The sequence below is a fragment of the Candidatus Allofournierella excrementigallinarum genome (assembly GCF_944388085.1).
GTDB lineage: Bacteria > Bacillota > Clostridia > Oscillospirales > Ruminococcaceae > Allofournierella_A > Allofournierella_A excrementigallinarum.
On sequence record NZ_CALXHK010000003.1, the window covers coordinates 58,385 to 84,839 of the forward strand.

The window sequence follows — 26,455 nt, forward strand, 5'->3', positions numbered from 1 at the left end:
CCCGCCGCCAAAAGGCGGCGCAGTTTGTCTTTTTTCCAGTATACCATACCGCTCGCCGTTTGCCCAGCCCTTTTGTGCGCAGCAGGGCCGGCGCGCCCGCCGCCTGGCGGCACAAAAACACCGCCTGCCGGCGGCAGGCGGTGTTCGGATAAGCAAAGATCACTCGGCGTCTGCGGCCTCGTCGTTCAGCAGGGCCTTCATGGACAGGCTGATGCGCTTCTTGTCGAAGTCCACATCCAGCAGCTTGACCTTGACCTCGTCGCCCACCTTCAGCACGTCGCTGACCTTCTCCACACGCTCGTTGCTGATCTCGCTGATGTGGACCAGGCCGTCGATGCCGGGCAGGATGCGCACGAAGGCGCCGAACTTGGTGATGCTCACCACGGGGGCGGTGAACACGCTGCCGATGGGATACTCGTTCTGCAGCTTGACCCAGGGGTTGTCTTCGGCTTTCTTATAGCCCAGGGAAACCTTGTGGTTTTCGGTGTCCAGAGCCTTGACATACACCTCGATAGTGTCGCCCACGTTCACCACCTCGCTGGGGTGCTTGATGCGGTTCCAGCTCAGCTCGCTGATGTGGCACAGGCCGTCCACGCCGCCCACGTCCACGAAAGCGCCGTAAGCGGTGAGGCTCTTGACCACGCCGGTGTAGGTGTTGCCCACCTCGACGGTGGACCAGAAGGCCTCGCGCTTGGCGGCATTTTCCTCGGCGGTGACCTTGTTGATGGAACCCACGATCTTGCGGCCGGCGCACTCGGTGATGACCAGCTTGACGTTCTGCTTCACCAGGGCGTTGATGTCCTCATCGCGGCGCATGGTGGCCTGGCTGCGGGGCACGAACACCTTCACGCCCTTGACCAGAACGATCACGCCGCCCTTGTTGGTCTCGGTGACCACGCCTTCCATGACGGTGCCTTCCTCGGCGGCCTTGCGCACCTCTTCCAGGCCCTTCATGGCTTCCAGGCGCTTGCGGGACAGGTAGGCAACGCCTTCCTGATCGTTGACTTTTTCGACGACGAGGTCCAGCTTATCCCCAACCTTGACCAGATCCTCCGCCTTGGCGTTGGGATCGTCGGTCAGCTCGCTGACCTTCACAAAGCCGGTGTGCTTGGTGCCGATGTCCACCTGCACTTCGTTGGGCGTAATGCTGGTAACAGTGCCCTCCACTACCTTGCCTGCGAACACAGGCTTGAGATTCGCTTCGCTTTCGGCAAACATCTCGGCAAAGCTCATCTCGTCACGGATTTCTTCACTCATACTGTTAAGTACCTCCTCAATAATAGACGATGGCGTGGAAGCCCCGGCTGTAACACCCACCGTTTGCACCCCGGAAAACCAGGCCGGATCCAGCTCCTTGGCCGTCTCCACCGTAACACACCGGGTGTGCTTTGCGGCGACTGCTGCCAGCTTCTGGGTGTTGGAAGAATGATGACCACCAATGACGACCATCAGGCCGCATTTCTGGCTGAGGTCTTCCGCCTCCTGTTGCCTCGTCCACGTCGCACTACATATTGTATCAAATATTTTGGCGTTTGTATACCCTTTTTTTATAAACGCGGCGCATTCTTGCCATTTTGTAACCTGAAACGTGGTCTGCGCCACCACAAAAATGGGCGTTTCAGGCGTTTCGGGGCCTTTCCAGCCCTTCAGCTGGGAAAGGTCTGAAAAGACGAACACCTCTTTGTCGGTGTGGCCCACGATGCCCTGCACCTCCGGGTGGGAAGCGTTGCCCGCCACCAGCAGCACCGCGCCCTCGTCGCTGGCTTTGCGGGCGATGCGGTGGATCTTTGCCACAAAGGGGCAGGTGGCGTCGTGGTATTTGATGCCCGCCGCCTCGATCTGGTCATAGGCCGACTGGGGCACCCCGTGGCTGCGGATGACCAGTTCGTAGCCCGCGGGCACCTCCGCCAGGGCGCCGGCGGTGACCACGCCCAGCCTTTCCAGCTCGGCCACGCACTGGGGGTTGTGGATGAGCGGCCCCAGGGTGGCCACCTTGTGGCCGGCGGCAGCCAGCTCGGTGGTGAGCTTCACCGCCCGGTCCACCCCGAAGCAGAAGCCGGCGGTCTTTGCCTTGATGATCTCCATGGGCCCCTCCTCATTCAAAGCGGTTGGCGTCATAAAGCTCCTGCCAGGCGTCCAGCAATAGCTGCTTATTCTGGCGCAGCCTGGCGGCGCTCTTGTGCTCGCCCAGATACAGCGCTTCGGCGGGGATGGGCTTGCCAAAGCACACCCGCACCCGGCTGAACAGCCGCATGCGGCCATGGCGGTAGATGATGCGGCAGGGGATCATGTCCACCCCGGCGGCGCTGGCCACCACGAACGCGCCGCTTTTCAGCTTGCCGGGCTCGCCGGTCTTGGACCGGGTGCCTTCGGGGAAGATGAGCAGCCCCTGGCCGGCGCGCACCTTTTCGATGGCGTCGTCCACGGCGGTGGTGTCGCCCCGGCCGCGGGTGACGCCGAACACCCCCACCTGATGGAAGAACCAGGTGAAGAAGGGGTTGACGTGCATCAGCTCTTCCTTGGCCATCACCAGCATCTTTTTGCCCCAGAAGCGGGCCAGCACCACGAACACCGGGTCGATGGCGGAGAGGTGGTTGGGCGCCAGCACGAAGCCCCGGCCGTCTTTGGGCAGGTTCTCCCGGCCCACCACCTTGATGGCAAAGCCCAGATGCCAGATCACCCACGCGGCGCATAAAACGATCGCATAAAACATTGTTTACCTCACTTCGGCGCGGCGCGCCTTTTCCTTTTCCTGCCCCACCCGGCTGAGGATGAGGCGCTTGAGGGCCGCAAAGCTCTCTTCAAGATCCAGCCCGCTGGTGTCCACCAGCACCGCGTCCTCCGCCTGCTTCAAGGGCGCCGTTTCCCGGTGGGTGTCCTGCCAGTCCCGCTGGCGGATGTCCTCCAGCACGGTCTCGTAGTCCGCGGGCTGGCCCTTCTGCCGCAGTTCCAGCATCCGGCGCTTCGCCCGGGCCTCGGGGGAGGCGGTGAGGAAGATCTTGACGGTGGCGTCCGGCAGGATGACGGTGCCGATGTCCCGCCCGTCCATCAGCAGGTCGTGGGTGAGGGCCATGTTCCGCTGGGCGTCCAGCAAAAAGGCGCGCACCGCCGGATGGGCGGACACGTCGCTGGCCGCCATGCCGATGGCCTCGGCGCGGATGGCCTCGCTCACGTCCTCGCCGCACAGCAGCACCCGCTGGGCGCCGTCCACATACTTCAGTTCCAGCCGGATGGAGGGCAGCAGCGCCTCCACGGCGGCGGCGTTTTTGGTGTCCGCCCCGGCGCGCTTTGCATACAGGCCGATGGCCCGGTACATGGCGCCGGTGTCCACATAGAGATAGCCCAGCTCTTTGGCGAGGCGCTTCGCCAGGCTGGATTTCCCGGCCCCGGAGGGGCCGTCGATGGCCACAGAGATCATCGGTTCAACGCTCCTTGTCGTGTCTTTATTTTTCAAAAGGCCCGCGCCGCCGCCTGGGCGGTGCAGAAGGCGATCTGCAGGTTATAGCCCCCGGTGTAGGCGTCCACGTCCAGCACCTCGCCGGCAAAGTAAAGGCCGGGGCAGAGCCTGGAGGCCATGGTGCGGGGGTCCACTTCTTTTACGTTCACCCCGCCGCTGGTGATGACGGCGTGGGCAAGGTCGCCCCGGGCGGCGATGGGCACCTGCCAGTGCTTCATCAGCTTCACCAGTCTGCGGCGGCTCTCCTTGCCGATCTGGCTGGCTTTCAGCGCCGGGTCCACGCCCCAGCGCTCCGCCATCACCGGCTGCATGCTGGCGGGCAGCAGCTTTGCCAGCGCCCCCTGGGCGCTTTTCGCCCCCAGCAGCTGGAAGTCCCGGCACACCCGGGCGTAGAGCTGGTCCTCGTCCAGGGCGGGTTTCAGGTCGATTTCCGCCGTCCAGCGGTGCTTTTCCATCTCCCGGATGTAGCTGGAGGCGGAGAGGGTCAGCGGCCCGGAGATGCCGAAGTGGGTGAACAGCATCTCCCCCAGTTCGCTGAACACGGGCTTGCCGTCCCGCTCGAGGGTCAGGGTGACGTTGCGCAGAGAAAGGCCCATCATCTTTTTGCAGGCAGGGTCCGGGCTGACCAGGCTGCACAGGCTGGGCACCGGCTCCACGATGGAGTGGCCCGCCTGCTTTGCCAGTTTGTAGCCGTCGCCGGTGGAGCCGGTGCCGGGATAGGACACCCCGCCGGTGGCGATCAGCACACCGTCGGCGCGCAGGGTGCGGCCTCCCCTGGTGGCCACGCCCACGCAGCGCCCCTCTTCCAGGCGGAGGCTCTTGGCCCCGTCCATCACGATGTTCGCGCCGGATGCGTAGCGCAGCAGCGCGGCGCGGATGTCCTCGGCCTTATCGCTGGCCGGGAACACCCGGCGGCCCCGCTCGGTCTTTAAGGGCACGCCCAGCGCCTCGAACAGCTCCATGGTGGCCGCGGGGGGAAAGGCGTGGATGGAGGAGAACAAAAACCGGGGGTTGGTGCGCACGTTCTGCAAAAAGGCAGTTTCGTCGCAGTCGTTGGTGACATTGCACCGCCCCTTGCCGGTGACCAGGATCTTCTTGCCGGGCATCCCGCTGTGTTCCAGCACCGTGACCCGGTGGCCCAGCCGGCAGGCCGCGCCCGCCGCCATCAGCCCGGCGGCGCCCGCGCCCACCACGATCAGTTCTGCCATGGCACGTTCTCCTTCCAGAGGGTGAGGATGCCCGCCGCGCTGAACAAGAGCAGCAGCGGGTGCACGGTGGCCAGATACATCGCGTAGGTGCCGATGTTGAAGCTGGCCACCTCCACGAAGGCGATCATGAAGCAGCGCAGCAGCGCCATGGCGAAAAGGCCCGCCAGCAGCAGCGCCAGCATCCCCCGCCCGGGGGCGATGGGCCGCTTTTTGCGCGCGTCGCCCAGCAGCGCCGCCGCATTCTTCACCTGCAGCGCCACCGCCGCCGCGAAGGCCGCGGGCAGCGCCACGGCGTAGACGGCGCGCAGCGCTTCCAGGCCGAGATAGACCAGCCGCTGCGCCGGGCTGTAATAGGGCAGCGCCGTGCCCGCCCGGGCGGCGGAGTTGGTGCGCTGGCCGAGGTAGTTTTCCCAGACCGCCAGGTCCTGGGCGGGCCCGATGGAGAGGTTCTCCGCGTCATAGGGCTCGCACCCGCCGAAGGTCAGCGAGTACCACAGGCTGTGCAGGCCCTCTTTCAGCACCGGGCCCACATACTCCGCCCGGATGGGGGGGGTGGTGCCGGTGCGCCTGGGGCCGCCGGAAGGCAGCTCGCCCGCATCGCACAGGGCGTTGACGGCGTCCGCCACGCCCTGCCAGTACGCCTCGGCTTTCTCGGCGTCATCGTAAACGCCCTCGTAATACGCCGCCTTGCGGATGGCCCAGTAGAAGCTGCCGGACTGGTAGTCGTCCAGTTCCGGGTTGCGGAAGCTGTTCTGCAGGTCCTCGTCCTCTTCCAGCCACTTTTCCAGAAGGGCGAGGGCGGGCACCTTTTCATAGAGCAGCTGCCGGGCCTCGGTGTTCACGCTCACCAGCGGCTGCCACTCCCCTGCTTCCACACGAGTCATGGCGCCCATGGCGGCGGAAAAGCCGCCGGAGGAAAAATCGCTCACGGTGAACACGCCGTAGCGGGCGTAGTTCACGGCGCTGAAGGCCAGGATGCCCGCCGCCAGCAACGCAAAGGGAATGGCCAGCGCGGCGCTCCGGGCCAGTTTTTGAGCAAGGGGCATCGCCGCCCGCAGGTCGGTGATGAGCAGGATGAGGCTGCCCGCGGCGGCAAAGGGCAGCAGCCACATGCCGTCCTCCCGGGTGAGCCAGGCCAGGGCGAGGCCGACGCCGGACATGCCCAGCCAGGGCAGGCCCTTTGCCAGCGGCCCCCGCCAGCGCAGCGCCCAGCCGCAAAGCCCCGCGAAGAAGAAGATGCACAGGGCCGGGAAGATGTTGTCCCGGTAAACGCGCAGGGTAAAGCTGGCGCTCACCGCCGGGCTGAAGGCCAGCAGCGCGAACACCAGAAAGCGGCTTTTCTGCCGCCGCAGCACCGGGGCGAAGGCCAGCGCCGAGGCCAGCGCCCCGCCGCAGGCCAGCAGCTGGCCCGCCGCGAGATACGGGATGTGCAGCGCGTTGCAAACCGCCAGCCACACCGCGAAGAACATGTGCTTTGAGAGGGTGAGCCAGTCGTACTCCCCCAGCCAGGCCCCGGCGGAGATGCTCTGGGCCGCACGGAACATCAGTTCGTCGTCGATGGGCGCGCCGTCCACCCAGACCCAGATCATCTGGAACCGGCTGACGGCCAGCTTTGCCAGCACCACCAGCGCCACGGCGATCCAGAAGGCGCGGCGGCTCATGTCCTTTTTGAAAATATCCTTTTGAAAAAAGCCTTTCATGAAAAAACGGGTCCTTTTTCTTATTTTTGCAGCTTCTCCACGCCCTCGATGAGGTAGCTCTGCTTCTTAAAGGTGAGGCGCACCAGCAGGTTCAGGTACTTCACCGCGATGGTGAGGATGAAGAACAGGCCCGAAAGCCCCGCCGAAAGCAGCAGCATGGTGGTGGTCCAGCCGGCGATGGGCTGCCCCAGGCAGAACACCGCCACCGTGTAGGCCATGGCCAGCAGGGTGAGGAACATCATCCCCAGGCTGATGCCCAGGCTCAGCTTGTAGCCCGCGTCGGTGTAGAGGGCGAGGCTGTCCACCGCTTTGTCCAGGCGGGGCTCGTCGTCCTTCGCCGCCGTTCCCTCAAAGGTCAGGCTGGCGCAGGCAAGGCCGCTGGCGGCATAGGCCGCCTTGCGGTAGGCCAGATCGTCGCTGATGGCCTTCACCCGGTTGACGGCCCGGCGGCTCACCAGCCGGAAGGCGTCGGTGGAGAGCTTGTAGGGGCTGTTGCTGAACTTGTTGAACACCCGGTAGAAGGCCGTGCTCATCAGCCGCTGGCGGCTGGGGCAGACGGTGACCACGTCAAAGCCGGCCAGGGCTTTCTGATAGGCCTGCCAGACGAGGTCCGGGTCACAGCCCATCGCCGGGCGGTCGAACTCGAACACAAAGTCGCCGATGGCGGCGTCGAGGCCGGCGTTCATCGCCTTTTCCACCCCCTGGCGCAGGCTCATGTTCACCACCGTCAGGGGCGCGGCAAGGTTTGCGGCGGCCCATTCCTTCACGGCGGGCACCGTGCCGTCGGTGCAGCCGTCGTTCACCGCGATCAGTTCATAGTGGGCGAAGTGCTGCGCCAGCACCCCGTTCAGGGCGGCGAAGAAATCCACCGCGGCGCGCCCCGCGTCGTGCAGGCAGACCACCGCCGAGATGAAATTGCTCTCTTTATTGTTATTGTTCTGGGCCATCTTGCAGCACCTCGTCCAAGTCGTATACCGTGTTGATCTTGCCGCTAAGCACGCTCACAAAGGCCGGCGCGCCGGAATACCGGCGGACCACCGTGGGGCGGGAGTCGTCGATCTCGCTGGCCTTGAGAATGGGCTTCATGCTGAACAGGCTGCCGGCGTATTCAAAGCCGTATTCCTCTTTCAGGTATTTGCGGGCCAGCTGGCTCATCTGCGGCCAGGCGCTGGCGGGCTTTGCCGGGCAGTCGTTGCAGTTGTAAAGGTCGCCGGGGCGGCAGCGCCCGCCGCTCCTCGCCTGGCAGCCGAAGGAAGGCAGGCTGTCGTAGCTGGTCACGTGGGGGGTGAAGGTGACGCTGGTGAGGCTGTGGTAGCCCGTGCGCCCGAAGGGCATGATGGAGAAGAAGGGCCCGTCCATCACCGTGATGCCGGTGCCTTTGAGCCTGTCGTTCACGGTGCAGAGGATGATCTCGCACAGCTCGTACTTTATTTTAAACGGCTCAAAGCCCAGCATGGCGTGCACTTCGTTCACCCCGGCGTAGGTGGCGTTGAGCAAAAAGGGCGCTTCGGCGGCCATCTCCCCCGCCTTCACCTGCCAGACGCCGCCCGCCTGCCGGATGGCCTCCGGCTTATGGGAATAGAGCACCGTCACGTTCTCCATTCCGGCGATGCGCTTCAAAAAATGCTCTTTCAGGATGTTGGCGTCGTAGGTGTACTCGGTGGTAAGGAAGGCCCCGTCGCACTGGCCGGGGTTGAAATATTTCGAGGGGGCCACCTCGTCGCAGCGGATGTTGGCCGCCGCGCAAAAGCGCCGGAACTCCTGGGCGTTGGTCCAGGAGAAATGGGCGCTGGTGGCGTAGACCTGGTCAAATTCCCGCAGAAGGCAGAAGTCATAATCGCGGCAAAAGCGCTCGAAGTAGTGGGCGCTCTTGATGGCGGTGGAGTAGCTGCGGGGGTAGTGGTAGCCCATGTGCACCCGGGCCTGGTTGATGTAGGTGGCCCGCCGGAAGGGGGTCGGGTCCTTTTCCAGCACCAGCACCCGCTGGCCCGCCGCGCCGCACTTTTCGGCGGCGTAGAGGCCATAGAGCCCGGCGCCCAGGACGATCTTGTCGTAGGTCATGCCTTGCCTCCCTTATTTCGGGTCGTATCTGCCCGCCAGCGCAGCAAACAGTATCTTCAAAAGGTTCGAATTGCCCTTGAAGCCCTTGATCTTGGTGGGGGCGGGCTCGTTTTTGGGGTAGGCCCGCTCCACCGGCACCTCGCAGGCCGAAAGGCCCAGCTGGGTGGCCCGCACGCTGAGGTAGGCCAGCAGCTCATAGCCAGAGAAAATGTCCCGCAAGGGCTGCACCGCCGGATGGGTCAGGTAGGCCCGGCTGTAGGCCCGGTAGGCGTTGGTGGTGTCGGTGAACCAGTGGCCCGCCGCCAGGCTGATGATGGGCGCGTGGATCAAGCGCACCGCCAGCCAGCGGGAGAGCGGCGTATTCACCGCCTTGCCGCCCCTGATGAAGCGGCTACCCTGCACCAGGTCGTAGCCTTCGTTCAGTTTCTCAAGGAAAAGGGGCACGCTCTCGATGGAGTCCTTGTTGTTTCCGTCGATGGTCAGAATGCCCGCGTAGCCCCGTTCCAGCGCGAAGTGCAGCCCCATGCGAAGCTGCGCGCCCTGTTTGCCGGGGCCGGTCTTGGTGAGCAGGCAGTTCACCCCCCGGCTCTTCAGACCGGGGAGTTCCATGCTGCCGTCGGTGCTGCCGCCGTCGCAGAGGATGACGTCCACCAGCCCGCACACACCCGCGGCCTTGGCCCGGTCCAGCTCTTTCAAAATGCGCCCGCCCTCGTTGATGATGGGGATGAGCAGGCAGCAGTCGCTGCGTTTTTCCGCCAGCATTTCCACCGTATAATCCGGCACGCCGGGAATGTTTTTGCGCTCTTCCATGGTCTTAACCGAACACCTCCGCCACATACTCCAGGCTGCGGGTCAGCTCGTCTTCGCCCGCGGCCTTCATTTCCAGCGACACAAAGCCCTGGTAGCCCACGCCCTTCAGAAGCAGCGCCAGCTCCCGGTGCAGCGGCCGCGGCTGGAGGGGGGCAAGGCCCGGCTCGCTGATGTGCACATGGCTCACCCGGTGCAGATGGGCGGCCACGTCCGCCGCCGTCTCGCCGTTCGCCACCATGGCCCCCACGTCCAGATTGACGGCAAGGCCCGGCCGGTCCAGCCGCTTTGCCAGGGCGAACACCTCTTTGTGGGTGTTGAGGAAATTGGTGTTGTACATCGGGGGGTTGGCTTCCAGGGCGATCACCGCGCCCCGCCGCTGGGCAAGATAGGCCAGCTGTTCGAAAAAGCCGTCCGCCTCGGCGGCGGCGTGCCCCTGAGGGATAGTGCGGTTGCGGGGGCAGCCGAACACAAGGCTGGGGCAATGGCAGGCATAGGCGAATTCCAGCGCCTGGGCGGTGTAGTCCGCCAGGGCCGCGGCCTCGCCCGGCTCAAAAATGCTGCCGGCCTGGCCGTACCAGATGCTCTGCATGCTGGGGATGGAAAAGCCGTATTTCTGCCACATCACCCCGGCGAACAGCGCCGCGCCGGGCAGGTTGTCGTAGGGCTTTTCCGGGAAGACGCGGGTGGGCGCGATCTCAAGGCCTGTGTAGCCCAGCTGCTTCATTTTCGCCCAGACGGCCTCGTCCTGCCCGGCGCTCCAGCCGATGTTGGAGGCGGAAAGTTTCATGCCCCTTCCTCCCATTTCTTCATGAAGCGGCGGATGCCCGCCAGCTCCTCCTCTTCGGTGCAGATGTAGCCGCCCGCGCCGCCGAAGAGGGCGGCGTGTTCGGTGCGCATGTCGTAGTCGAAGGGCGCGCCGGGCAGCTCGTTTTCAAAGCTTCCCCCGGTCACCGCCCGGTACACCGCGGCGGCGCTCACCGGCGGGGTGGCAAGGTTCGCCACCCGCAGCCCGGCGCAAAGGGCCGTTTCGATGTGGCCCCACAGGCCCGCCAGGTCGTAGAACTGGTAGGCCGAGCGGCTGTCGGTGAAATGGAGGGCGTTCCAGCCGTTCTGCGAAAACCACGCCCGCAAAGCCCCCGCGTCCACCCGGCCGGTCAGCTTGTAAAAGCCGTTGCCCCCGTCGGCATACCCGGCGGCCACCAGCTCGCTTTTTTCCGCCAGCTCCCGGTACTTTGCCGGGCGCAGCAGCGCCGGGGTGACGGTGTGCAGATCGTAGAGGAAGTTCTTTTTCAGCCCCCTGCCGTAGAGCGCGGGCAGCCGCACGATGAGGGCGTTGTCAAAGTCTTCCCTCACCCACCGCTCCAGCTGCAGGCGGTTGGCCCCGTAGGGGGCGAGGGCCTCGCCCTCGGGCTCGTCCGACTCGGTTTTCCCCCGGCTGTCGGCATAGACGCACACCGAGGAGATGAGCACCGCCTGCTTCGGGGCGAGGCGGCGCAGGTTCTCCCGCGCGGCGCGCATCACGGCCAGGTCGGCCTCCGGGTCCTGGTTGGCCAGATACATGGCCGCCGGCACCCCGGCATAGACCACCAGATCGTTGCCTTTGCCGAACTGCTCAGCCACGTCGGTGGAGTGGCAGGCCGCGTCAAAGGCATGGCTTGCCAAGAGGTTTCCCCCCACAAAACCGGTGCTGCCCACGAGAACGGTGCGCCCCATCTTCTTTTCCCCTTTCAAACAGTCATGGCAATACAGAATACATTATACACAAAAAGGCCCCGGCATACAAGGCCGGGGACCGGCAAAGGGCCTTTGCCTGCCGCCGGGTCCAAAGCTGCGCTGTACGGGCCCGGCAAGCGCCGGATGCTTTTGGGGCCCTTTTAAGAAATTTGTAAGAAAAAGGGCGGGCGCGTCGTAAGAATTACAGGATATACTGGCATACGGTTGGCAAGGCCTTTGCCATCGCGTACAATAGAAGGCAAAGACGGAAAGGAGGCGCAGACGGATGGACCAGCCTTGCATCCTTGTGGCGGACGACGATGCGGACATCGTGAACGCCGTGCGGCTGTATCTGGAAAAGGAGGGCTTTTCGGTGTGTGGCGCGGCCAACGGCCTGGAGGCGTTGGACATTCTGGAAAGAAAGACGGTGCATCTCATCCTGATGGACGTGATGATGCCCCGGCTGGACGGGTTTTCGGCCATCATGCGCATCCGGCAAAAGCGCAACCTGCCCATTCTGGTGATGAGCGCCAAAACCGAGGATTCGGACAAGGTGCTGGGGCTTTCCATCGGGGCGGACGACTACATCACCAAGCCCTTCAGCGCCATCGAGCTGGTGGCGCGGGTGAAAAGCCACCTGCGCCGGTATTTGGAGCTGGGCGGCGCGGGGGCCGGGGGCTCGGTGCGCCGGGTGGGGCGGCTGGAATACGACTTTGACGCCCACAGCCTGCTGGCGGACGGCGCGCCGGTGAAGCTCACCCCCACCGAGACGCGCATCATGGAACTGTTCATGAAAAACCCCGGGCGCATCTTCTCCGCCGAGGAAATCTACGCCCGGGTGTGGAACGAGGCCGCGGCCTACGCGCCGGAGAACACGGTGATGGTGCACATCCGGCGCATCCGAGAAAAGATCGAACTGAATCCGAAGGAACCGGAATATTTGAAGGTGGTGTGGGGTCTTGGGTACCGATTGGAAAAAAAGTAAGCTCGCCGCCCGCATCCTGTGCGGCTGGCTGGGCGTGATGTGCCTGCTGGCGGCGGCGCTGTGCCTGATGGCCTGCGGGCCTGCCATGCTGGGGGGCAGCGTCCTGGGCATGGGCGACCTGCTGGCCGGGCAGCTCAGCGGCTCGGTGATTTACCAGCAGAAGATGGCGCAGCTGTTCTACAACTGCTCGCTGCTGGCCGCAGGCGGCGCCTCCGGCGACGGCACGCCCCTGACGGCGGGCCAGAACGCCCAGCTGCGCAACCAGGCGCGGGAGGCGCTGAACGGCGACAGCGGGGCGCTGGCCTCCGGGCAGGTGCTCGTCGCCGTGCTGCCCGACAGTGAGAGCGGCGTAGTCTACGGCAACACCGACTTTGCCCTCTGGGAAGACGGCCGGGTGGCCGCGCCGCTGGGCTACTCGGTGGCGCTGGCTTCCACCGGCGGCGCTTCCTGGGGCAGCCGGGCGCTGCTGGCGGCTTACACCAGGCTTTTGAGCAGCCAGACGGTGTACCCCAGCGCCGAAGGGCTGGAAAACGCCGTGGTGGTGCTGGCGGTGCAGGACGGCGCGGGCCCCTGGCTGCCGGGCTTTGTCGGCGAAGGCCTGCGGCAGGTGGAAACGCTGCGCCCCCACCTCATCCTCTTCCTCTCCGGCTGCGCCCTCGCCCTTGCGTGCGGCGTTGTGTGCCTTGCATGGCGGCGGCGCGCTGTGCCTGCCCGGGCCTGGGCCGCCGCCCTCGCCGGGCGGGTGTGGCTGGAAGCGAAACTCCTGGTCTGGGCGGCGGCGCTGCTCTGCCTCTGGGCCTGGCAGGCCGCCTATGTTCCCGGCGCTCTGTGGACGGTGCTGCCCGCTTTGCTCTGGCCGCTGGTGTGGCTGACCGCCGTTGACCTGCGTTTCAATGGGGCGGGCGTGTTCCGCACCAGCCTTCTGGCCCGGCTGGCGGGCCTTGTGGCGGGCGCCTGGCGGGCCCAGCCCTGGCAGCGCCGGGTGGCCGGGCCGGCTGTGCTGTGCTGGCTGGTGCCGGTGGTGATGGTTCCCCTTTTGTGGCTGATGTTCTTCACCTGCTGCTGGGCTGCTCCCGGCCTGGTGGTGTTCGCCCTGGTGCTGGGCCATCTGGCGGCGCTGGCCATCCTGCTGGCGGGCCTTGTGCTGCAGCTGCGCTTTTGCCGGGACGCAGGCCGCCTCACCGGCGCGCTGCACACCCTGCGCTGGGAGGGCGCGGCCCAGCCCCTGCACCTCAAGCCGGGCGCCCCGCTGCACGCCGCCGCCGAGGACCTGAACGCTTTGCGGGAGGGCATCGACGCGGCGGTGGAGCAGCAGCGCAAAGCGGACCGGATGAAGATGGAGCTGCTCACCAACGTCTCCCACGATCTGAAAACGCCCCTCACCAGCATCATCAACTATGCCGACCTGCTCTGCGCAGAGCCCCTGGAGGGCGCGGCGGCGGACTACGCCAAGGTCATCCAGCGCAAGGCGGCCCGCTTAAAGCACATGGTGCAGGACGTATTCGACCTTTCCAAAGCGGCCAGCGGCAGCCTGCCTTTGGCCCTCGAGGCCATCGACCTTTCCAAGCTTATCCGCCAGACCCTGGCGGACATGGACGAGGCCATCGCCGCCAGCCCCCTCGCCTTCCGCACCTCCCTCGCCCCCGAGGCCTGGGTGCTGGCGGACGGCGAGCGGATGTACCGGGTGTTCCAGAACCTGTTCTCCAACGCCCTGCGCTACTCGCTGGCGGGCAGCCGGGTGTATGTGGACCTGGCCGCCGAAAACGGGCAGGCCGTGGCCCGGGTGAGGAACGTGGCGGGCTATGAGATGGAGTTTGACCCCGCCGAGATCACCGAGCGCTTTGTGCGGGGCGACCCCTCCCGCACCGGCGAGGGAAGCGGGCTGGGCCTGTCCATCGCCAAGAGCTTCACCGAGGCCTGCGGCGGCACGCTGGAGGTGCGGGTGGACGCGGACCTGTTCTGTGTGCAGGTGGCGCTGCCCCTCACCGAAAAGCCCGCGCCCGCCGGGGCCGCCGGTGAGGCCGAACCGTCCGAAGCGTGCGCCGCGGCCCTGTGAGCCGCCGCGCCCATCCCCCTGTTTTTACGAGGTTATTCCCATGTCCAGTTTTTCCCATCTGTTTTCATCCAATGAGCCGGCCCGCGCCCCCGAGGGGGCCGAGCTGATGCTTTTTGGCCGCCGCCGGGGCTTTTTCGGCGAGGAAAACCTGCTGCGGCTGGTCGCCTTTGTGACCCTGCTGTTGCAGGCCATCAGCTTCATCACCACCCTGCAGGGCGCAACGGTGTTCCTGGGCGGCATCTTTGTGCTGGCGCCCCTCTTCTTCGCCCTGGCGGTGCAGGCCACCGCCTGGTTTCTGGCGGGCAGCCTGCGGGTGCGCATCACGCCCCTGCGCTGCGTGGCGCTGGGCATGGCCCTGTGCTGCTCCACCTATTATTCCTATGTGGGCATCTACAACACCGTGAACCCGCCCGCCATGTACCTCTCGGCGGAGTACGCCCAGGTGCGCAGCGAACTGGACGGCGCTTATGCCGCCCGCCGCACCCAGGCTTTCCGCACCGCCCAGGATCAGATCAACGCCATGGTGAGCGGCCTGGCCGGGCAGTACAGCCTGCTGGAGCAGGAGAGCGCCCGCCTTGCCGCCTGCGCGAAGGAACTGGAGGAAGCGGGCGCCGAGTATTCCGGCGGCCTGCGCGCCCCCAGCCGTTCCAGCTACGCAAATTACGAGGACTATGTGGCGGCCTACAACGCCTACCTTGCCAGCGTCACCGAAAACTCCTCTGCCGAGCAGGCGGCGGCCCGGCAGGCCATCCTGGCCCGCTACGGCTTCGACAGCGAGAGCGCCCTGGCCGGGGCCACGGCGCAGAACGCCTCGGACCTTTCCGCCTTCGAGGCGGCCGCCGCCGAGCTTGGCGGCGAAGGCGAGACGGTGGCGGCCCAGCTGGAAAGCGCCCGCGCCTTTCTGCTGGACGCCCTCACCGCCGCCGAGGCGGAGAGCACCCTCTCTTCCGACGCCCGCGCCGCCCTGGGGCGGCTGGTGCAGCTGGCTTCGGCCCAGACGGGCAGCACCCTCTCCACCGATGACCTGCTGCGCCCGGTGGACGCGGCCATGACCGGCTCCGGCGAGGGGCTGATGGCCTCCTTCGACGAGCTGGCCGCCCAGCTGGAGGGCGGGCGGGTCACCCGGGCCAACGCCCAGGAGATGAAGACCCTGCTCACCTCCGAAATTCTGAACGCGGTGCTGCGGGTGAACGAGGTGGCGGACGAGGAAGTGCTGCAAGCGGACGACCCGGCGCTGCAGATCACCGACCTGCACTTAAAGCCGCTGCTGGCCCTCACGGCGCCCGCCCAGCGGGGCATGGCCCTGTTCTGCCTGTTTCTGGCGGCGCTGATGGACGGTCTGACGCTGGTGTTCAGCATCGCCTGCCGCCGCAGGCCCACCCTGCTGAAGGCCCGCAGCCCCCGCCGCCTGCTGGCGGAGAACGGCGACGCGCTGGCGGCTCAAGTTTGCGCCTGCCTGCCCGCCGGGCGGGACCCGATGGACGAGCTGGAACTGTTTTTGAGCCGCTTTTCCGCCAGCCCGGACACCCTGGCCGAGGGCTACAGCCTGGCCGCGCCCCGGCAGGAGCTGACGGCCTACGAGCGGCTGTGCGCCCTGCTGTGCCAGGCGGGCCTTGCCTCCATCCGCCCGGCCGGGGAAAACGGGGCAGACGGCGAGGCGGTGCTGCTGCGCTCGGACTTTTTGCTCTTCGCAAACGAGCTGCTCACCACCCGCAGCCGGGGCCGCCTTGCCAGCGACCTTGCCGCCGAGGCCGCCGCCTCCCGCCGGGCCGCGGCGCTGGGCCAGACGGTCTGACCGCTCAACATGCAAAACGGACCCCCGCCGGAAAGCGGAGGTCCGTTTGCTGTTTTATCCGAAATAGTGTTCCGGGTCCACCCGGTTGCCGCCCTTGAGCACCTCCAGGTGCAAATGAGGGCCGTTTGCGGTCTCGGCCATCACTTCGCCCACATTGCCCAGGGCCTGGCCGGCGCTCACCCCGTCGCCCACCGACACCTGCACGCTGTCCGCGGCAAGGCCGGCGTAGCGCCAGGTCAGCTCGCCCGCCTCCACCTCCACGATGCGGCCCCACATGCCGTCGTCGTAGATGTTGCAGACGGTGCCCGCCACCGCGCTCTTCACCTGGGCGTTCTCGGCGCAGGCGATGTCCACGCCGTTGTGGGTGCGCCAGTCCTGCAGCGTCTCGTTGTAGACCAGCTCATCCCCGGAGTAGACCTGTGTGATCTGCCCATCGACCGGCTGCACAAAGGAGGGTGCGGGCGCAGCGGCAGCCTCGCCAGAGCCCCCATCCGGTGCGGATGCTTCGCCAGAGCCAGACGCCGAGGACGGCGGCTGTGACGGCTTTGCCGATGGCACGGGCACATCGTTCACCTTCTGCTCCACCTGTACGTCGGGCAAGTCCCATTCCTGCGTCCCCTCCTGTTCCAGACTGCTGTCGGCGTTCGGCCCGAACCGCTGCATCACGCTGCGGATGGCCCAGAAGCTGCTGGCCGCCGCAGCCAGGATGCAAAGGGCCAGGGCCAGGTAAAAGCCCTTGCCTTTGAAAAACGAGATGATCCTGTTCATGCTATCGCTCCTTGTTGTTTTCTGCTGCCGGCCGCGCAGGGCCGACAAAGGGCCGGGGCGGCGGGTCATCGCTTTGCCCTTAGTTTGCAGCGGGCCGGCGGGTTTTATTCATCCGCCGCCGCAATTTGCCGCCCGCCCGAAACCGGAGAGCCGGGCGGCAGATTTCACATGTATCCCCTTGTAATCCGGGGGGCAGATGTAGTAAAATAATATTTTCCAAATGGATGTTTTTCGGGAGGTGTTTTCTTGGGCCAAAGCTATGTGGCGGGCATCGGCGGGGCCAATGTGGACATCCACGGCCAGAGCCTTGCCCCCCTCATCATGCGGGATTCCAACCCCGGCCGGCTGCACGTGTCGGTGGGCGGCGTGACCCGCAACATTCTGGACAATCTCACCCGCCTGGGCGAAAAGTGCGAACTGGTGAGCGCCGTGGGCGGCGACGTCTACGGCCGCATGCTGCTGGATTCCTGCGCCGGGCTGGGCGTGGGCACCCGGGGGCTGCTGGTGCGGGAGGACCATCCCTCTTCCAGCTATATTTCCATCATGGATTCGGAGGGCGACATGCTGGTGGCCATGAGCGACATGCGGGTGCTCTCGGCCATCGACGCGGACTTTGTGGCCCAGCGCATGGACCTGTTGAACGCCGCGCCGGTGGTGGTGTGCGACGGCAACCTGCCCGCCGGCGCGCTGGAATATCTGGCGAAGCACTGCACCGCCCCCCTCTACATCGACCCGGTGAGCACCACCTGGGCCAAAAAGCTTTTGCCGGTGCTGGGCCGGTTCGACACCATCAAGCCCAACCGGCTGGAGATGGAGGTGCTGGCGGGCATGCCCATCGCCACCGACGCCGACCTGGAAGAAGCCTGCACCCGGGTGCTGGCCGCAGGCGTGCGGCGGGTGTTCGTGAGCCTCGGGGCGGACGGCATCTACTATAAAGGCCCGGCGGGCAGCGTGCACCGGCGCAGCCGCGCCTTTGACAAGCTGGTGAACGCCACCGGCGCGGGCGACGCCACCATGGCGGGCATCGTGCACGCCACCCTGGCGGGCAAAAGCGAAAGCGAAGTGCTGGACTTCGCGCTGGGGGCGGGCCTTGTGGCCATCGCCGCGCCGGACACCATCAGTGAAGAGATGAGCGGACGAGCCGTTCAAACTATGATAAAGGAGTATGTACAATGAACCTGAAGAACTATCTGGACATCGCGCCCGAAGTCAGATCCGCCGTGGAGGCGGGCAAGCCTGTTGTCGCGCTGGAGAGCACCATCCTCTCCCACGGCATGCCCTACCCCGAAAACCTGACCTTCGCCGCCGAGGTGGAGCGCATCATCCGCGCCGAGGGCGCCATCCCCGCCACCATGGCCATCATCGACGGCCGGATGAAGGTGGGCCTGTCCGCCGGGGAGCTGGAGCTGATGTGCAAGGGTGAGAACGTGGCCAAGGTGAGCCGCCGCGACCTGCCCATCCTGCTGGCCACCGGCGGCACCGGCGCCACCACCGTGGCCTCCACCATGATTTTGGCAAGCCTTGCCGGCATCCCGGTGTTCGCCACCGGCGGCATCGGCGGCGTGCACCGGGGCGCCGCCACCACCATGGACATCAGCGCCGACCTGCAGGAGCTGGCCCACACCCCCGTTGCGGTGGTGTGCGCGGGCGCCAAGATGATTTTGGACATCGGCCTGACCCTGGAATATCTCGAGACCATGGGCGTGCCGGTGCTGGGCTACAACACCGACCAGTTCCCCGCCTTCTACTGCCGCAAGAGCGGCTTCGGCGTGGACTACACCGCCAAGAGCCCCGCCGAGATCGCCAAGATCGCCCGCACCAAGTGGGACTTGGGGCTTGCCGGCGGCATGCTGATCGGCAACCCTGTGCCCGAGGAGTACGCCCTGGACTTTGACGAGATGAGCGCCGTCATCGACAAGGCCCTGGCCGCCGCCGAAAAGGACCATGTGCACGGCAAGAACATCACCCCCTACCTGCTGGCCCACATCGTGGAGTACACCGGCGGCAAGAGCCTTGCCACCAACATCCAGCTGGCCTACAACAACGCCCGCCTGGCCGCCAAGGTGGCCGTGGAGCTGGCGAAGCTGTAAAGCCGCCTGTCTGGAAGGAGGCTTCGTCATGGACCGCTGCGGCTGGTGCGGCAAAGAGATCCCGCGCGGGCGGCGCTTTTGCAGCGACGCCTGCAGCGAGCGTTACGCGCGCACCCTCGCCTGGGATCAGCGCTGTATCAAGTGGTTTCTTCTCCTGCTGGCCGTGGGAGTGCTGGCACTGTTTGCCGGCGCGCTCTGTGAGCAAAACGCCCTGGTCGGCGGCGGCATGCTGCTGATCGGGTCGGACATTTTGCTCTTTCCTCTGGTCACGCCCCAGACCATTGCCCTGCTGGGCATGCGCGCCGCCCGCCGGGCGGGGCGCGCTCTGGGCGCAGTGACCATGGCCGCCGGAGTCTGGATCGGCTGGTTTTAAGCCATCGTTTTTCTGATATACGGCACAGCAAAGCCGGGCCTTCCCCTTCCGGGAGGGCCCGGCTTTTTCTTTGGCTGTCCTGCTGTTATTTTCCTGCCGCCGGGCCGCGGTTCAGCTGCCTGCAATAGTATGACTTCTTTCGGCATTCTGCCCAAAGCGGGGGCCATTTTGACCGTTTTCTTGCAACTTTTCCCATTTTACACGGTTTTTACAACCATTTTTCTACACAATTCACAGTTGAAATGCGCCGGATCTTTGAGTATGATATTAAAGGTGTGCCGGAGACGCGGTCACGCGGCCCCGCCGCGCCGTTCCATTTGGTTTCGACAGGTCAGCTGTCCGTCCCCCGCACCCGCCCCCTCGGCGGCCTGCGCGCGGGCAGCCCTGTGCAATTCTATGTGGTGGGGGTATCGATCATGAAAAAGACCAAATCTTCTCGTTCGTTGGCTGCAAGAATGGGCATCGCGTTACTGCTTGGCTGTATCGCGGGCCTTTTTTTTATGTGGCTGCGTGAAACACTGAACGCCACCGGCAACGCGGCGCTCTGGAACACGATCAACAACATCCTGTTCCAGGACATCACCGCGGAGGGGGCCACAAACGCCATCGGCCTGTTCTACATCATCGGCCAGATGTTCATCCGGGCGCTGCAGCTGGTCATCGTTCCGATGGTGTTCACCTCCATCGCGATGGCCATCGGCGCCATCTCCGACACCCGCACCCTGGGCCGCATCTCCTTCAAGACCCTGTGCTGGTTCCTGCTCTGCTCCTTCTTCGCGCTGCTGCTGGCCGCAACCGTCGGGCTTTTGCTGTTCAAGGCCGGCCTGTTCACCACCTCCATCGGTTCGATGCAGGCGAGCACCGGCGCCTCCGGCTCGAACCCCCTGAACGTGATCCTGGACATCGTGCCCTCCAACATCACCACCGCCTTCAGCAGCAACACCGCCGTGCTGGCCATCGTGTTCATCGCCGCCGCGGTGGGCCTGTGCATCACCGCTGTGGGCGAGGACCGCTGCCTGACCCTGACCAAGCTGTTCAACGAGGTGAACAACCTCTGCGTGGTGTTCCTGAACTTCGTGGTCTCCAAGGTGGGCCCGCTGGCCATCTTCGTGCTGCTGACCCGCACCTTCGCCACCTATGGCATCGACTACCTGCGCCCGGCTGCCTTCTACATGCTCACCACCGTCGCGCTGCTGCTGGTGTATCTGGTGTTCGGCTATGCGCTGATCATCCGCCTCGGCGCCAAGCTGGACCCCATCCCCTTCATCAAGAAGATCTCCAAGGTGGCGCTGTTCGGCTTCTCCACCTCCTCCAGCGCCGCGGCCCTGCCGCTGAACATGGAGACCACCTCCCAGGAACTGGGCGTGGACGAATCCGTCGCCTCCTTCGTGCTGCCCCTGGGCATGACCGTGAACATGAACGGCACCGCCATCATGCAGGTCGTCGCCACCCTGTTCGTGGCGGGCTGCGGCGGCTATGACGTCACCCCGTTCTCCCTGCTGGTCATCATGGTCCTGGCGCTCATCGCTTCGGCGGGCACCCCCGCCGCCCCCGGCGCCGGCGCGATCATCCTGTTCACCATCCTGTCCGGCGTGGGCATGACCAACGACAGCGCCCTGATGGCCTACAGCCTGATCCTGGCCATCAACCGCCCCATCGAGATGCTCTGCACCTCGCTGAACGTGGTGGGCGACTCCTGCACCTGCCTGTATGTGGCCAAGTCCGAGAACCTGCTGAACGAAGAAGTCTACAACGCCGATCTGCATGAGCTGGCCGCCCCCGCCGCCGCCGAGACTGCGTGAGACTTTTCCGATCATAAAGAGGCTGCCGCTCAAGCGCGCTTGAGCGGCAGCCTCTTTTTCATGATTCTCCCGTCAGGTCGAACATCCGCCGGACGGTGTCCCCGCCCACAGTGCCGCCGTCCGGGGGCGCGGGCACGGCGTTCACCTCAAGATACAGGTCCTTCGCGTCCAGAAGCGCCTGGTCGCAGAAGACGCCCAGCTGCATCGTGACGCTCTCGCCGTCCTTGATGATGTAGCAGAAGGCGTTGTGCTGGCTGTCCAGCCTGGCGTCGCCCTCCTTGGGGCGCAGGCTGAAGTACCCCAGCACGGGGAAGGCGGGCTCGCTGCCCGCTTCCAGTTTGTCCATCTGCATCATGGGCGTCAGGTCGTTCGCATCCGCGACGGCCTCCCCCTCCCCTCCGGCAGGGGCGGTGTAGTCCGCCTTCAGCTCCACCAGCACAAAGGGGCGGGCAAGGATATCCTCGCTGTCCACCGTGCAGCCGTACATGTCCACCCTGGCGTCATTGATGGAATCGAACACCTTCACCCCTTCCAGCGTGTAAGTCAGGCCCTCCACGCCCCGCTCGATGGTGTTCTCGGCGCCATCCTCGTAGTGGATGGTGAAGTTTTTATACCCCGAAATGCTCTCGCCCGTGCCCTTGATCTCCGTTTCGCCCGCGGCGGGCGGTTCAGAGGCGGGGGCGGCCTCGCTGCCGGGTGCGGTGCTTTCCGGCACAGCGGACGCCGGCTGAGGCGCAAGGCTCTGGACCGGGGCAGACGACGGGCCGCCTGCGCAGGCGGTGAGCGCCGCCGCCAGCGCGAACAAGGCCGCCAGGGCGGCAAGTCTCTTCTTCATGGTGTTCCACTCTCCTTTATCCTGTTTTGCGGCGCTTCGCCGCAGGAAAAGTATCCCACCGCCCGGGGCAGCAAGTCCCCAACAAGACGTATCGTTTTTGTAAAATCCTGCGCACAAAAAAGCCCGCCGGGAAGCGGCTGCTTCCCGGCGGGCGCGTTCCATTTATTTTTGGCGGCTGCGGGCCCCCGCGCCCCAGCGCAGGGGCACGGCCACCACCGCCGCCACGCCCAGCGCAAGGCCCACGGCGATCTTCAGGGTCTCGGCCCCCCTGGCGGCGGCCGCTGCCGAATCGCCCATGATGAAGCTGTAGGCGGTGTAGTAGATGCCCGCGCCGGGCACCAGCGGAAAGATGCCCGGGATGAGGAACAGGGTGACCGGGGCCTTGCGCAGGATGGCGCAGGTCCGGGCGGAAACGGCCATGGGGATGACCGCCAGAAAGCTGGCCGCCACCGTGTCCGGCTGGTACTGCATGCTCAGCCAGTAGACCAGCCACCCGGCCATGCCGCAGATGCCGCAGCACCACAGATGCCGCGGCGGGACGTGGAACAAAATCGCAAAGCAGACGGTGCCGCAGAAAGCCGCCGCCAGCTGGATCAGAAGCGGGCCGGTCACAGCGCCACCCCCTCGATGAGATTTGCCAAAGCCAGCACAAGGCCCGCGCCCAGGGCGATGCAGACGGCGGTGAGCAGCGCGTTCAGCATGCGGATGACGCCGGAGAGAAAATCCGAGTCGATGAGGTCCCGGATGCCCAGGGTCAGCGCCATGCCCGGCACAAGGGGCATCAGCGCGCCGATGATGGCCTTGTCGCTGTTGACGCCGATGCCGGCGGCGAAGATGAGCAGGGTGGCCAGCGCCACGAACGCCGCGCCCAAAAAGCAGGTGAACAGCTTGCCCGCGCCCCAGCGGTCCAGCCCCAGCAGCACCAGCTGCAGGCCAAGGCCCACCGCAAGGGCCACCACGCCGTCCTGCCAGACGCCGCCGAACAGGATGGCAAAGCAGGCGCTGCCGAAGCCGCAGGCCAGCACCCGGCCCGGCGCGGGGGCGCAGGGCATTTTTCGGATGCGCTCCAGTTCGGCGTAGGCTTCGTCCAGCCCCACCTCGCCCCCGGCGATGCGGCGGGACAGCTGGTTCACCGCCTCCACCCGGCCCAGATGCACCGTGCTGGCGGGCACGCTGCGCACCTGCGCGGGCATGTTGTTCTCCGGGCCGATGCTGGTGAAGATGCCGTTGGTGAGCACATAGCCGTGGAAATCGGCCACGCCAAGGCTCTTTGCCATGATCTCCATGGTCTGCTGGGTGCGGCTGACCTCCGCGCCGTTTTTGAGCAGCAGCTCGCCGGCTTCGGTGACCAGCTCCAGCACCCTCTGGGGTTCGTTCAGTTGGGCAGGCCGTTCGTCACGTCCTCCCAAAGGATCTCGCGTTTTTATCATGTCTTTTTATGCTTTCCCCTGTTGGTTTTCCGGGTTTTGGATGCGATGTTGTTTCAGCCGCGGATGGCCGCCTGCACCTGGGCGAAGGGCTCCAGCGTGGCGTAAAGGTGCGCGCCGATGACCTCCATCAGCTTGAAGTCCTCTTCGCTGTCGATGTCCAGGATGCCGGTGTCCATCATCAGGCTGGCGCCGATCTTGCCGTCCCACAAAATGCCGGTGGTGTTGCCCGCCAGGAAGGCCCGGCGGTAAACGTAGATGCTGGCGTTCACGTCGTAGAACTCCGGGGCCATCTGCCGGGCGGTGAAGGCCGGGGTGCCGGGGGCGTTCTCGATGCCCTTTTCCACGTGGTCGCCGCAGCGGCGCACCATATTGAAGTAGGGGTTGCGGCGGCTCTCGGTGACGCTGAACACCAGGTCCAGGTCCTCCCGGCTCTCCGCCAGCTCGAAGGCGTTTCTGATATCCTGCGCCGTGCGCAGGGGGCTGGTGATGTCCAGGTCCATCACACAATCGTAGACGCCGTTCTTTTCCTCCATGCGGGCGAGGCTGTCCTGAATGACGGCCATCTTGGGCACCCGGTCGCCTCCCAGTTCCTCGCAGCGGGGCAGGTAGACCACTTCGGGGTATTTTTCCGCCACCAGATTCGCCAGGGCTTCGCTGTCGGTGTTGAGGCAGATGTCCACCTGCACGTCGGGGCGGCTTGCCTGGAACAGGCCCGCCGCCGCAAGGCTGTAATAGACCAGCGGACGGCCGCAGAAGGTCTTGAGGTTTTTGTTCTTGAAGCCCTTGCTGCCGGTCCGCCCGCAGATGGTGATGAGCAGTTTTTTCATGATATTCTCCTTTTTGCCGTCCCTTGGAGGCGGCCCTCACATGGTTTCGCCCAGCGTCAGCCCCAGCACCTTCTGGGCCATGGCGGGGCTGTTGATGCTCTCGCCCCTGCCCTTGCAGGCATAGCCGAGGAAATACGCCATCTCCCGCAGGTAGCGCTGGTTCACCGGTTCCTCGCAGTGGATGACTTCGCCGTTTTCCAGCGTCAGGGTGCCCGCGCCGAAATCGGCGGTGACGGTGCCCTCCTTGCAGAACAGCTCAATGGAGCGGCGGTAGGCGCGCCCGAAATAGTCCAGATGCACCTCCGCCAGGAGGCTCGGGTAGCGGGCGATGTAGACCGAGAGGTCGTCCGAGTCGATCTCCAGATGGGAGTAGGTTCCCTTGAAGTTATAGGCTTCCAGCGGCTCGCCGAACAGGTCCACCATATAATCCCACTCGTGGATGAGGTCGATGGTCACGCCGCCGCCCATCTCCTTGTGGGCGGAGTAGACGGTGCGGTAGTCCACCCCGGGGCGCCAGTCCGGCAGATAGGAGGAGCAGATGACCCGCGCGGAATAAGGCGCGAGGGAAGGCATACGCTCCTTGAGGGCCAAAAAGGTGCCGCACCAGCGCATAGGCGCGGCCACATAGGCCTTCTGCTCCGGCCCGAGGCCCAGCTGTTCCAGGTCGTAGCCGGTGCCCTCAAAGATGGGCTTTTCGATGAAAAAGCAGTCCACCCTGCCCGCCAGCTCCGCAAGGGTGTGGGCGTGCAGGTGGGTGGGGTTGGTGATGAAGGCCGCGTCGTAATGGCCCAGCTGGTCATAGCTGACATACTGGGCCCGCAGAAGGCCCTCCACATCTTCGGCCAGCGGCCGCATGGAGGAACGCAGGGCGTCCGCCTGCACCTGGACGCCCTTTTCCTTTGCCACCGCAAAGAGGTTGCGCAGATGGCGGGTGCCGATGGACCCAAGGCCCACGAACAGTACTTCCATGCTTATGCCTCCTCGCTGCTCACCGCCGGCGGGCGGCGGCTGTCCGCCATAAAGCCCGCCCCGCCGGGCAGGGCCCGCAGCTTTTCCTCCAGCGCCTCGGCGCCGCGGTCCAGCTTGAACTGCATTTCCTCCGGGCGCACCGGCACCACGATGTAGAGCATCAGCCGCCGCCCCCCGCCCAGCTTCACCGCTTCCAGGGGCCTGGGGCCGTTCTTTTCGCCGGGCAGGAACAGCACCACCCCGGTGAAGGGGCAGCCCTCCGCATAGGGGTGGGGCGGCGCGCCGTTGGGGATGGAGTGCCCCGCCCCCAGCCAGGTGTTTCCCCTGCGGGGCAGGCCCGCCAGCAGCCGCAGAAGGCGCAGGGGCCAGGCGGCGGGCTTGTCCTCGGCGTCGTTCAGGTGTTCGGGCCAGCGGTTTTCGTCCACCGGCCAGTCGCCGGGCAGAAACATCACCAGCTCCGCCCAGCGCAGCCACTCGTACTGGCGTTTTTTGGGCATGTCGTCCAGGTTCATGGGCTCGGCGCTCATGCCGATGGTGTAGGCCACATAAAAGGGTTCGGCGGCGGTGGGCTTCATCACCGCAAGCTCGATGCCGGTGGCCTTGTCGTCCCAGACAAGGGTCTCGCGCCCGGGGAAAGCGGCGTCAAAATGGGCCAGCAGCCGGTCTTTATAAGCGGTGCGGAAATGGCGCACCGTCACGCCGCTGGGCAGCGTGTCACGTCCTGAGCCGGCCAGCAGCCCGTCCAGAAATCCCATAGTCTTATTCCTCCTCAATGGCCTCGATCAGCCGGATGGTCTCAAGATCTTTTTCAAAGCTGTAGCGCGCTTCTTCCCTGCCCGCCAGCACGCCCAAAAAGTTCTGCAGCTCGTCCACGTAGGCGTTTTCCACAATGTTGTCGCTGTAGCGCGGGTCGTGCTCCACGCTGGCGTAGGTGTCCACCGCCCTTTTTTCGCCGCTGGCGCGGTCGAAGTCGTAGAGGCTCCTGGGGTTGCCCTCCCAGAAGAGGTGCAGCCCCTCGCCGAAGCACTCGAAGTTGCGCACCGCCTTGGGGCTCACCACATCCACCGCCAGCATGCCCTTGGTGCCGTTTTCGTGGCGCAGGGTCACAAAGACGCTGTCCGGGTAGGAGATCTCCAGCTCGCTGAGCTTGTCCTTTTCCGCGTGCAGGCTCTTCACCGGGCCGAAGGCGTCCAGCAGCCAGGGCAGGTCGATGCCGAAGATCTCCCGCACGCCGCCGGTGCGTTTATCGCCCACGAAGAAGTTTTTGTAGTTCTCCCAGGGGTGCCAGTCGGGCAGGTACTGGCCGATGTGGTAGATGTAGTTCACCGGCTTTTCAAAGGCCTCCACCCGGCTCTTGATGTACCGGGTCTCGCCCCGGTAGAGCATGGTGGAGGAGAGGAACAGGGGCAGCCCCTTTTCCTTTGCCAGCGCCATGTTCTCGGCGTAGCCGTCGCTGACCAGGTTCAGTTCGGTGAACACCGGCAGGCCCGCTGTGAGCAGCTGCCGGCTGATGGCAGCGTGAGAGAGCGGCGCGGTGCAGACCAGCGCGCCGTCGAATTTTTTCGCCGCCAGCGCC

At 65.5% G+C, this 26,455-nt stretch carries 25 protein-coding genes; 7 read left to right on the plus strand and 18 right to left on the minus strand.

What is annotated here, in order from left to right:
* Positions 1-159 precede the first annotated feature (159 nt).
* Genes ACH2AT_RS01080 through ACH2AT_RS01125 form a run of 10 tightly spaced genes read right to left on the minus strand, consistent with a single transcriptional unit; the run spans position 160 to position 10,949 of the window.
* Positions 160-2,085, minus strand: coding sequence for a bifunctional 4-hydroxy-3-methylbut-2-enyl diphosphate reductase/30S ribosomal protein S1 (locus tag ACH2AT_RS01080; protein ID WP_394962792.1), 1,926 nt, complete (start codon positions 2,083-2,085; stop codon positions 160-162).
* Between the two features lie 10 nt (positions 2,086-2,095).
* Positions 2,096-2,713, minus strand: coding sequence for a lysophospholipid acyltransferase family protein (locus tag ACH2AT_RS01085; protein ID WP_394962794.1), 618 nt, complete (start codon positions 2,711-2,713; stop codon positions 2,096-2,098).
* A gap of 3 nt (positions 2,714-2,716) precedes the next feature.
* Positions 2,717-3,418 carry a (d)CMP kinase gene (gene cmk, locus ACH2AT_RS01090; RefSeq protein ID WP_394962796.1) on the minus strand — a complete coding sequence of 234 codons (702 nt, stop codon included), beginning with the start codon at positions 3,416-3,418 and terminating at the stop codon, positions 2,717-2,719.
* Positions 3,419-3,450: 32 nt separating this feature from the next.
* Positions 3,451-4,665: an NAD(P)/FAD-dependent oxidoreductase gene (locus tag ACH2AT_RS01095; RefSeq protein ID WP_394962798.1), complete on the minus strand. Its 1,215-nt coding sequence runs from the start codon at positions 4,663-4,665 to the stop codon at positions 3,451-3,453.
* Positions 4,653-6,365 (minus strand): hypothetical protein, encoded by a 1,713-nt coding sequence (locus tag ACH2AT_RS01100; RefSeq protein WP_394962800.1) that lies wholly within the window; start codon positions 6,363-6,365, stop codon positions 4,653-4,655. The genes ACH2AT_RS01095 and ACH2AT_RS01100 overlap by 13 nt, the downstream gene beginning before the upstream one ends.
* A gap of 20 nt (positions 6,366-6,385) precedes the next feature.
* The gene (locus ACH2AT_RS01105; RefSeq protein ID WP_394962802.1) at positions 6,386-7,312 is read right to left on the minus strand and encodes a glycosyltransferase; all 927 of its coding nucleotides are present in this window, start codon (positions 7,310-7,312) and stop codon (positions 6,386-6,388) included.
* Complete coding sequence (locus ACH2AT_RS01110; RefSeq protein WP_394962804.1) at positions 7,296-8,426, minus strand: FAD-dependent oxidoreductase; 1,131 nt, start codon at positions 8,424-8,426, stop codon at positions 7,296-7,298. The genes ACH2AT_RS01105 and ACH2AT_RS01110 overlap by 17 nt, the downstream gene beginning before the upstream one ends.
* 12 nt (positions 8,427-8,438) lie before the next feature.
* Positions 8,439-9,236 carry a glycosyltransferase family 2 protein gene (locus ACH2AT_RS01115; RefSeq protein ID WP_394962806.1) on the minus strand — a complete coding sequence of 266 codons (798 nt, stop codon included), beginning with the start codon at positions 9,234-9,236 and terminating at the stop codon, positions 8,439-8,441.
* A gap of 4 nt (positions 9,237-9,240) precedes the next feature.
* Entirely contained in the window at positions 9,241-10,023 is a 783-nt protein-coding gene (locus ACH2AT_RS01120; protein WP_394962808.1) for a sugar phosphate isomerase/epimerase family protein, read from the minus strand.
* Entirely contained in the window at positions 10,020-10,949 is a 930-nt protein-coding gene (locus ACH2AT_RS01125; protein ID WP_394962810.1) for an NAD-dependent epimerase/dehydratase family protein, read from the minus strand. Before ACH2AT_RS01125 ends, ACH2AT_RS01120 begins: the two co-directional genes overlap by 4 nt.
* 286 nt (positions 10,950-11,235) lie before the next feature.
* On the opposite strand from ACH2AT_RS01125, the gene ACH2AT_RS01130 reads away from it, so the two are divergent.
* From ACH2AT_RS01130 to ACH2AT_RS01140, 3 genes are read left to right on the plus strand one after another with little or no spacing between them, the layout of a single operon-like run.
* Positions 11,236-11,934: a response regulator transcription factor gene (locus ACH2AT_RS01130; RefSeq protein ID WP_394962812.1), complete on the plus strand. Its 699-nt coding sequence runs from the start codon at positions 11,236-11,238 to the stop codon at positions 11,932-11,934.
* On the plus strand, positions 11,909-13,990 hold the full coding sequence (locus ACH2AT_RS01135; protein WP_394962814.1) for a sensor histidine kinase: 2,082 nt from the start codon (positions 11,909-11,911) through the stop codon (positions 13,988-13,990). Before ACH2AT_RS01130 ends, ACH2AT_RS01135 begins: the two co-directional genes overlap by 26 nt.
* Positions 13,991-14,030: 40 nt before the next feature.
* Positions 14,031-15,785, plus strand: coding sequence for a hypothetical protein (locus ACH2AT_RS01140; protein WP_394962816.1), 1,755 nt, complete (start codon positions 14,031-14,033; stop codon positions 15,783-15,785).
* A gap of 54 nt (positions 15,786-15,839) precedes the next feature.
* On the opposite strand, the gene ACH2AT_RS01145 is transcribed toward ACH2AT_RS01140, so the two are convergent.
* The gene (locus ACH2AT_RS01145; RefSeq protein ID WP_394962818.1) at positions 15,840-16,553 is read right to left on the minus strand and encodes a peptidoglycan DD-metalloendopeptidase family protein; all 714 of its coding nucleotides are present in this window, start codon (positions 16,551-16,553) and stop codon (positions 15,840-15,842) included.
* A 246-nt stretch (positions 16,554-16,799) separates the two neighbouring features.
* On the opposite strand from ACH2AT_RS01145, the gene ACH2AT_RS01150 reads away from it, so the two are divergent.
* The 4 genes from ACH2AT_RS01150 to ACH2AT_RS01165 all read left to right on the plus strand — a co-directional run bounded on the left by ACH2AT_RS01150 (position 16,800) and on the right by ACH2AT_RS01165 (position 20,818).
* Entirely contained in the window at positions 16,800-17,729 is a 930-nt protein-coding gene (locus ACH2AT_RS01150; RefSeq protein ID WP_394962820.1) for a carbohydrate kinase family protein, read from the plus strand.
* Positions 17,726-18,643: a pseudouridine-5'-phosphate glycosidase gene (locus ACH2AT_RS01155; protein ID WP_394962822.1), complete on the plus strand. Its 918-nt coding sequence runs from the start codon at positions 17,726-17,728 to the stop codon at positions 18,641-18,643. The genes ACH2AT_RS01150 and ACH2AT_RS01155 overlap by 4 nt, the downstream gene beginning before the upstream one ends.
* A 28-nt stretch (positions 18,644-18,671) precedes the next feature.
* Positions 18,672-19,016: a DUF2116 family Zn-ribbon domain-containing protein gene (locus tag ACH2AT_RS01160; protein WP_394962824.1), complete on the plus strand. Its 345-nt coding sequence runs from the start codon at positions 18,672-18,674 to the stop codon at positions 19,014-19,016.
* A gap of 455 nt (positions 19,017-19,471) precedes the next feature.
* Entirely contained in the window at positions 19,472-20,818 is a 1,347-nt protein-coding gene (locus ACH2AT_RS01165) for a dicarboxylate/amino acid:cation symporter (protein WP_394962842.1), read from the plus strand.
* Positions 20,819-20,876: 58 nt separating this feature from the next.
* On the opposite strand, the gene ACH2AT_RS01170 is transcribed toward ACH2AT_RS01165, so the two are convergent.
* The 7 genes from ACH2AT_RS01170 to ACH2AT_RS01200 form a co-directional block, all read right to left on the minus strand.
* A complete protein-coding gene (locus tag ACH2AT_RS01170) occupies positions 20,877-21,653 on the minus strand; it encodes a hypothetical protein (RefSeq protein ID WP_394962826.1) in 777 nt (258 codons plus the stop codon).
* A 162-nt stretch (positions 21,654-21,815) separates the two neighbouring features.
* On the minus strand, positions 21,816-22,265 hold the full coding sequence (locus tag ACH2AT_RS01175) for a threonine/serine exporter family protein (RefSeq protein ID WP_394962828.1): 450 nt from the start codon (positions 22,263-22,265) through the stop codon (positions 21,816-21,818).
* Positions 22,262-23,062, minus strand: coding sequence for a threonine/serine exporter family protein (locus ACH2AT_RS01180; RefSeq protein ID WP_394962830.1), 801 nt, complete (start codon positions 23,060-23,062; stop codon positions 22,262-22,264). Before ACH2AT_RS01180 ends, ACH2AT_RS01175 begins: the two co-directional genes overlap by 4 nt.
* Positions 23,063-23,136: 74 nt before the next feature.
* Complete coding sequence (locus ACH2AT_RS01185; protein ID WP_394962832.1) at positions 23,137-23,910, minus strand: acylneuraminate cytidylyltransferase family protein; 774 nt, start codon at positions 23,908-23,910, stop codon at positions 23,137-23,139.
* A 36-nt stretch (positions 23,911-23,946) separates the two neighbouring features.
* A complete protein-coding gene (locus tag ACH2AT_RS01190; RefSeq protein WP_394962834.1) occupies positions 23,947-24,879 on the minus strand; it encodes a Gfo/Idh/MocA family protein in 933 nt (310 codons plus the stop codon).
* A 2-nt stretch (positions 24,880-24,881) separates the two neighbouring features.
* On the minus strand, positions 24,882-25,634 hold the full coding sequence (locus ACH2AT_RS01195; RefSeq protein ID WP_394962836.1) for a suppressor of fused domain protein: 753 nt from the start codon (positions 25,632-25,634) through the stop codon (positions 24,882-24,884).
* A gap of 4 nt (positions 25,635-25,638) precedes the next feature.
* Positions 25,639-26,455 (minus strand): gfo/Idh/MocA family oxidoreductase (locus ACH2AT_RS01200; protein ID WP_394962838.1); only part of this gene is annotated, 817 nt, incomplete at its 5' end.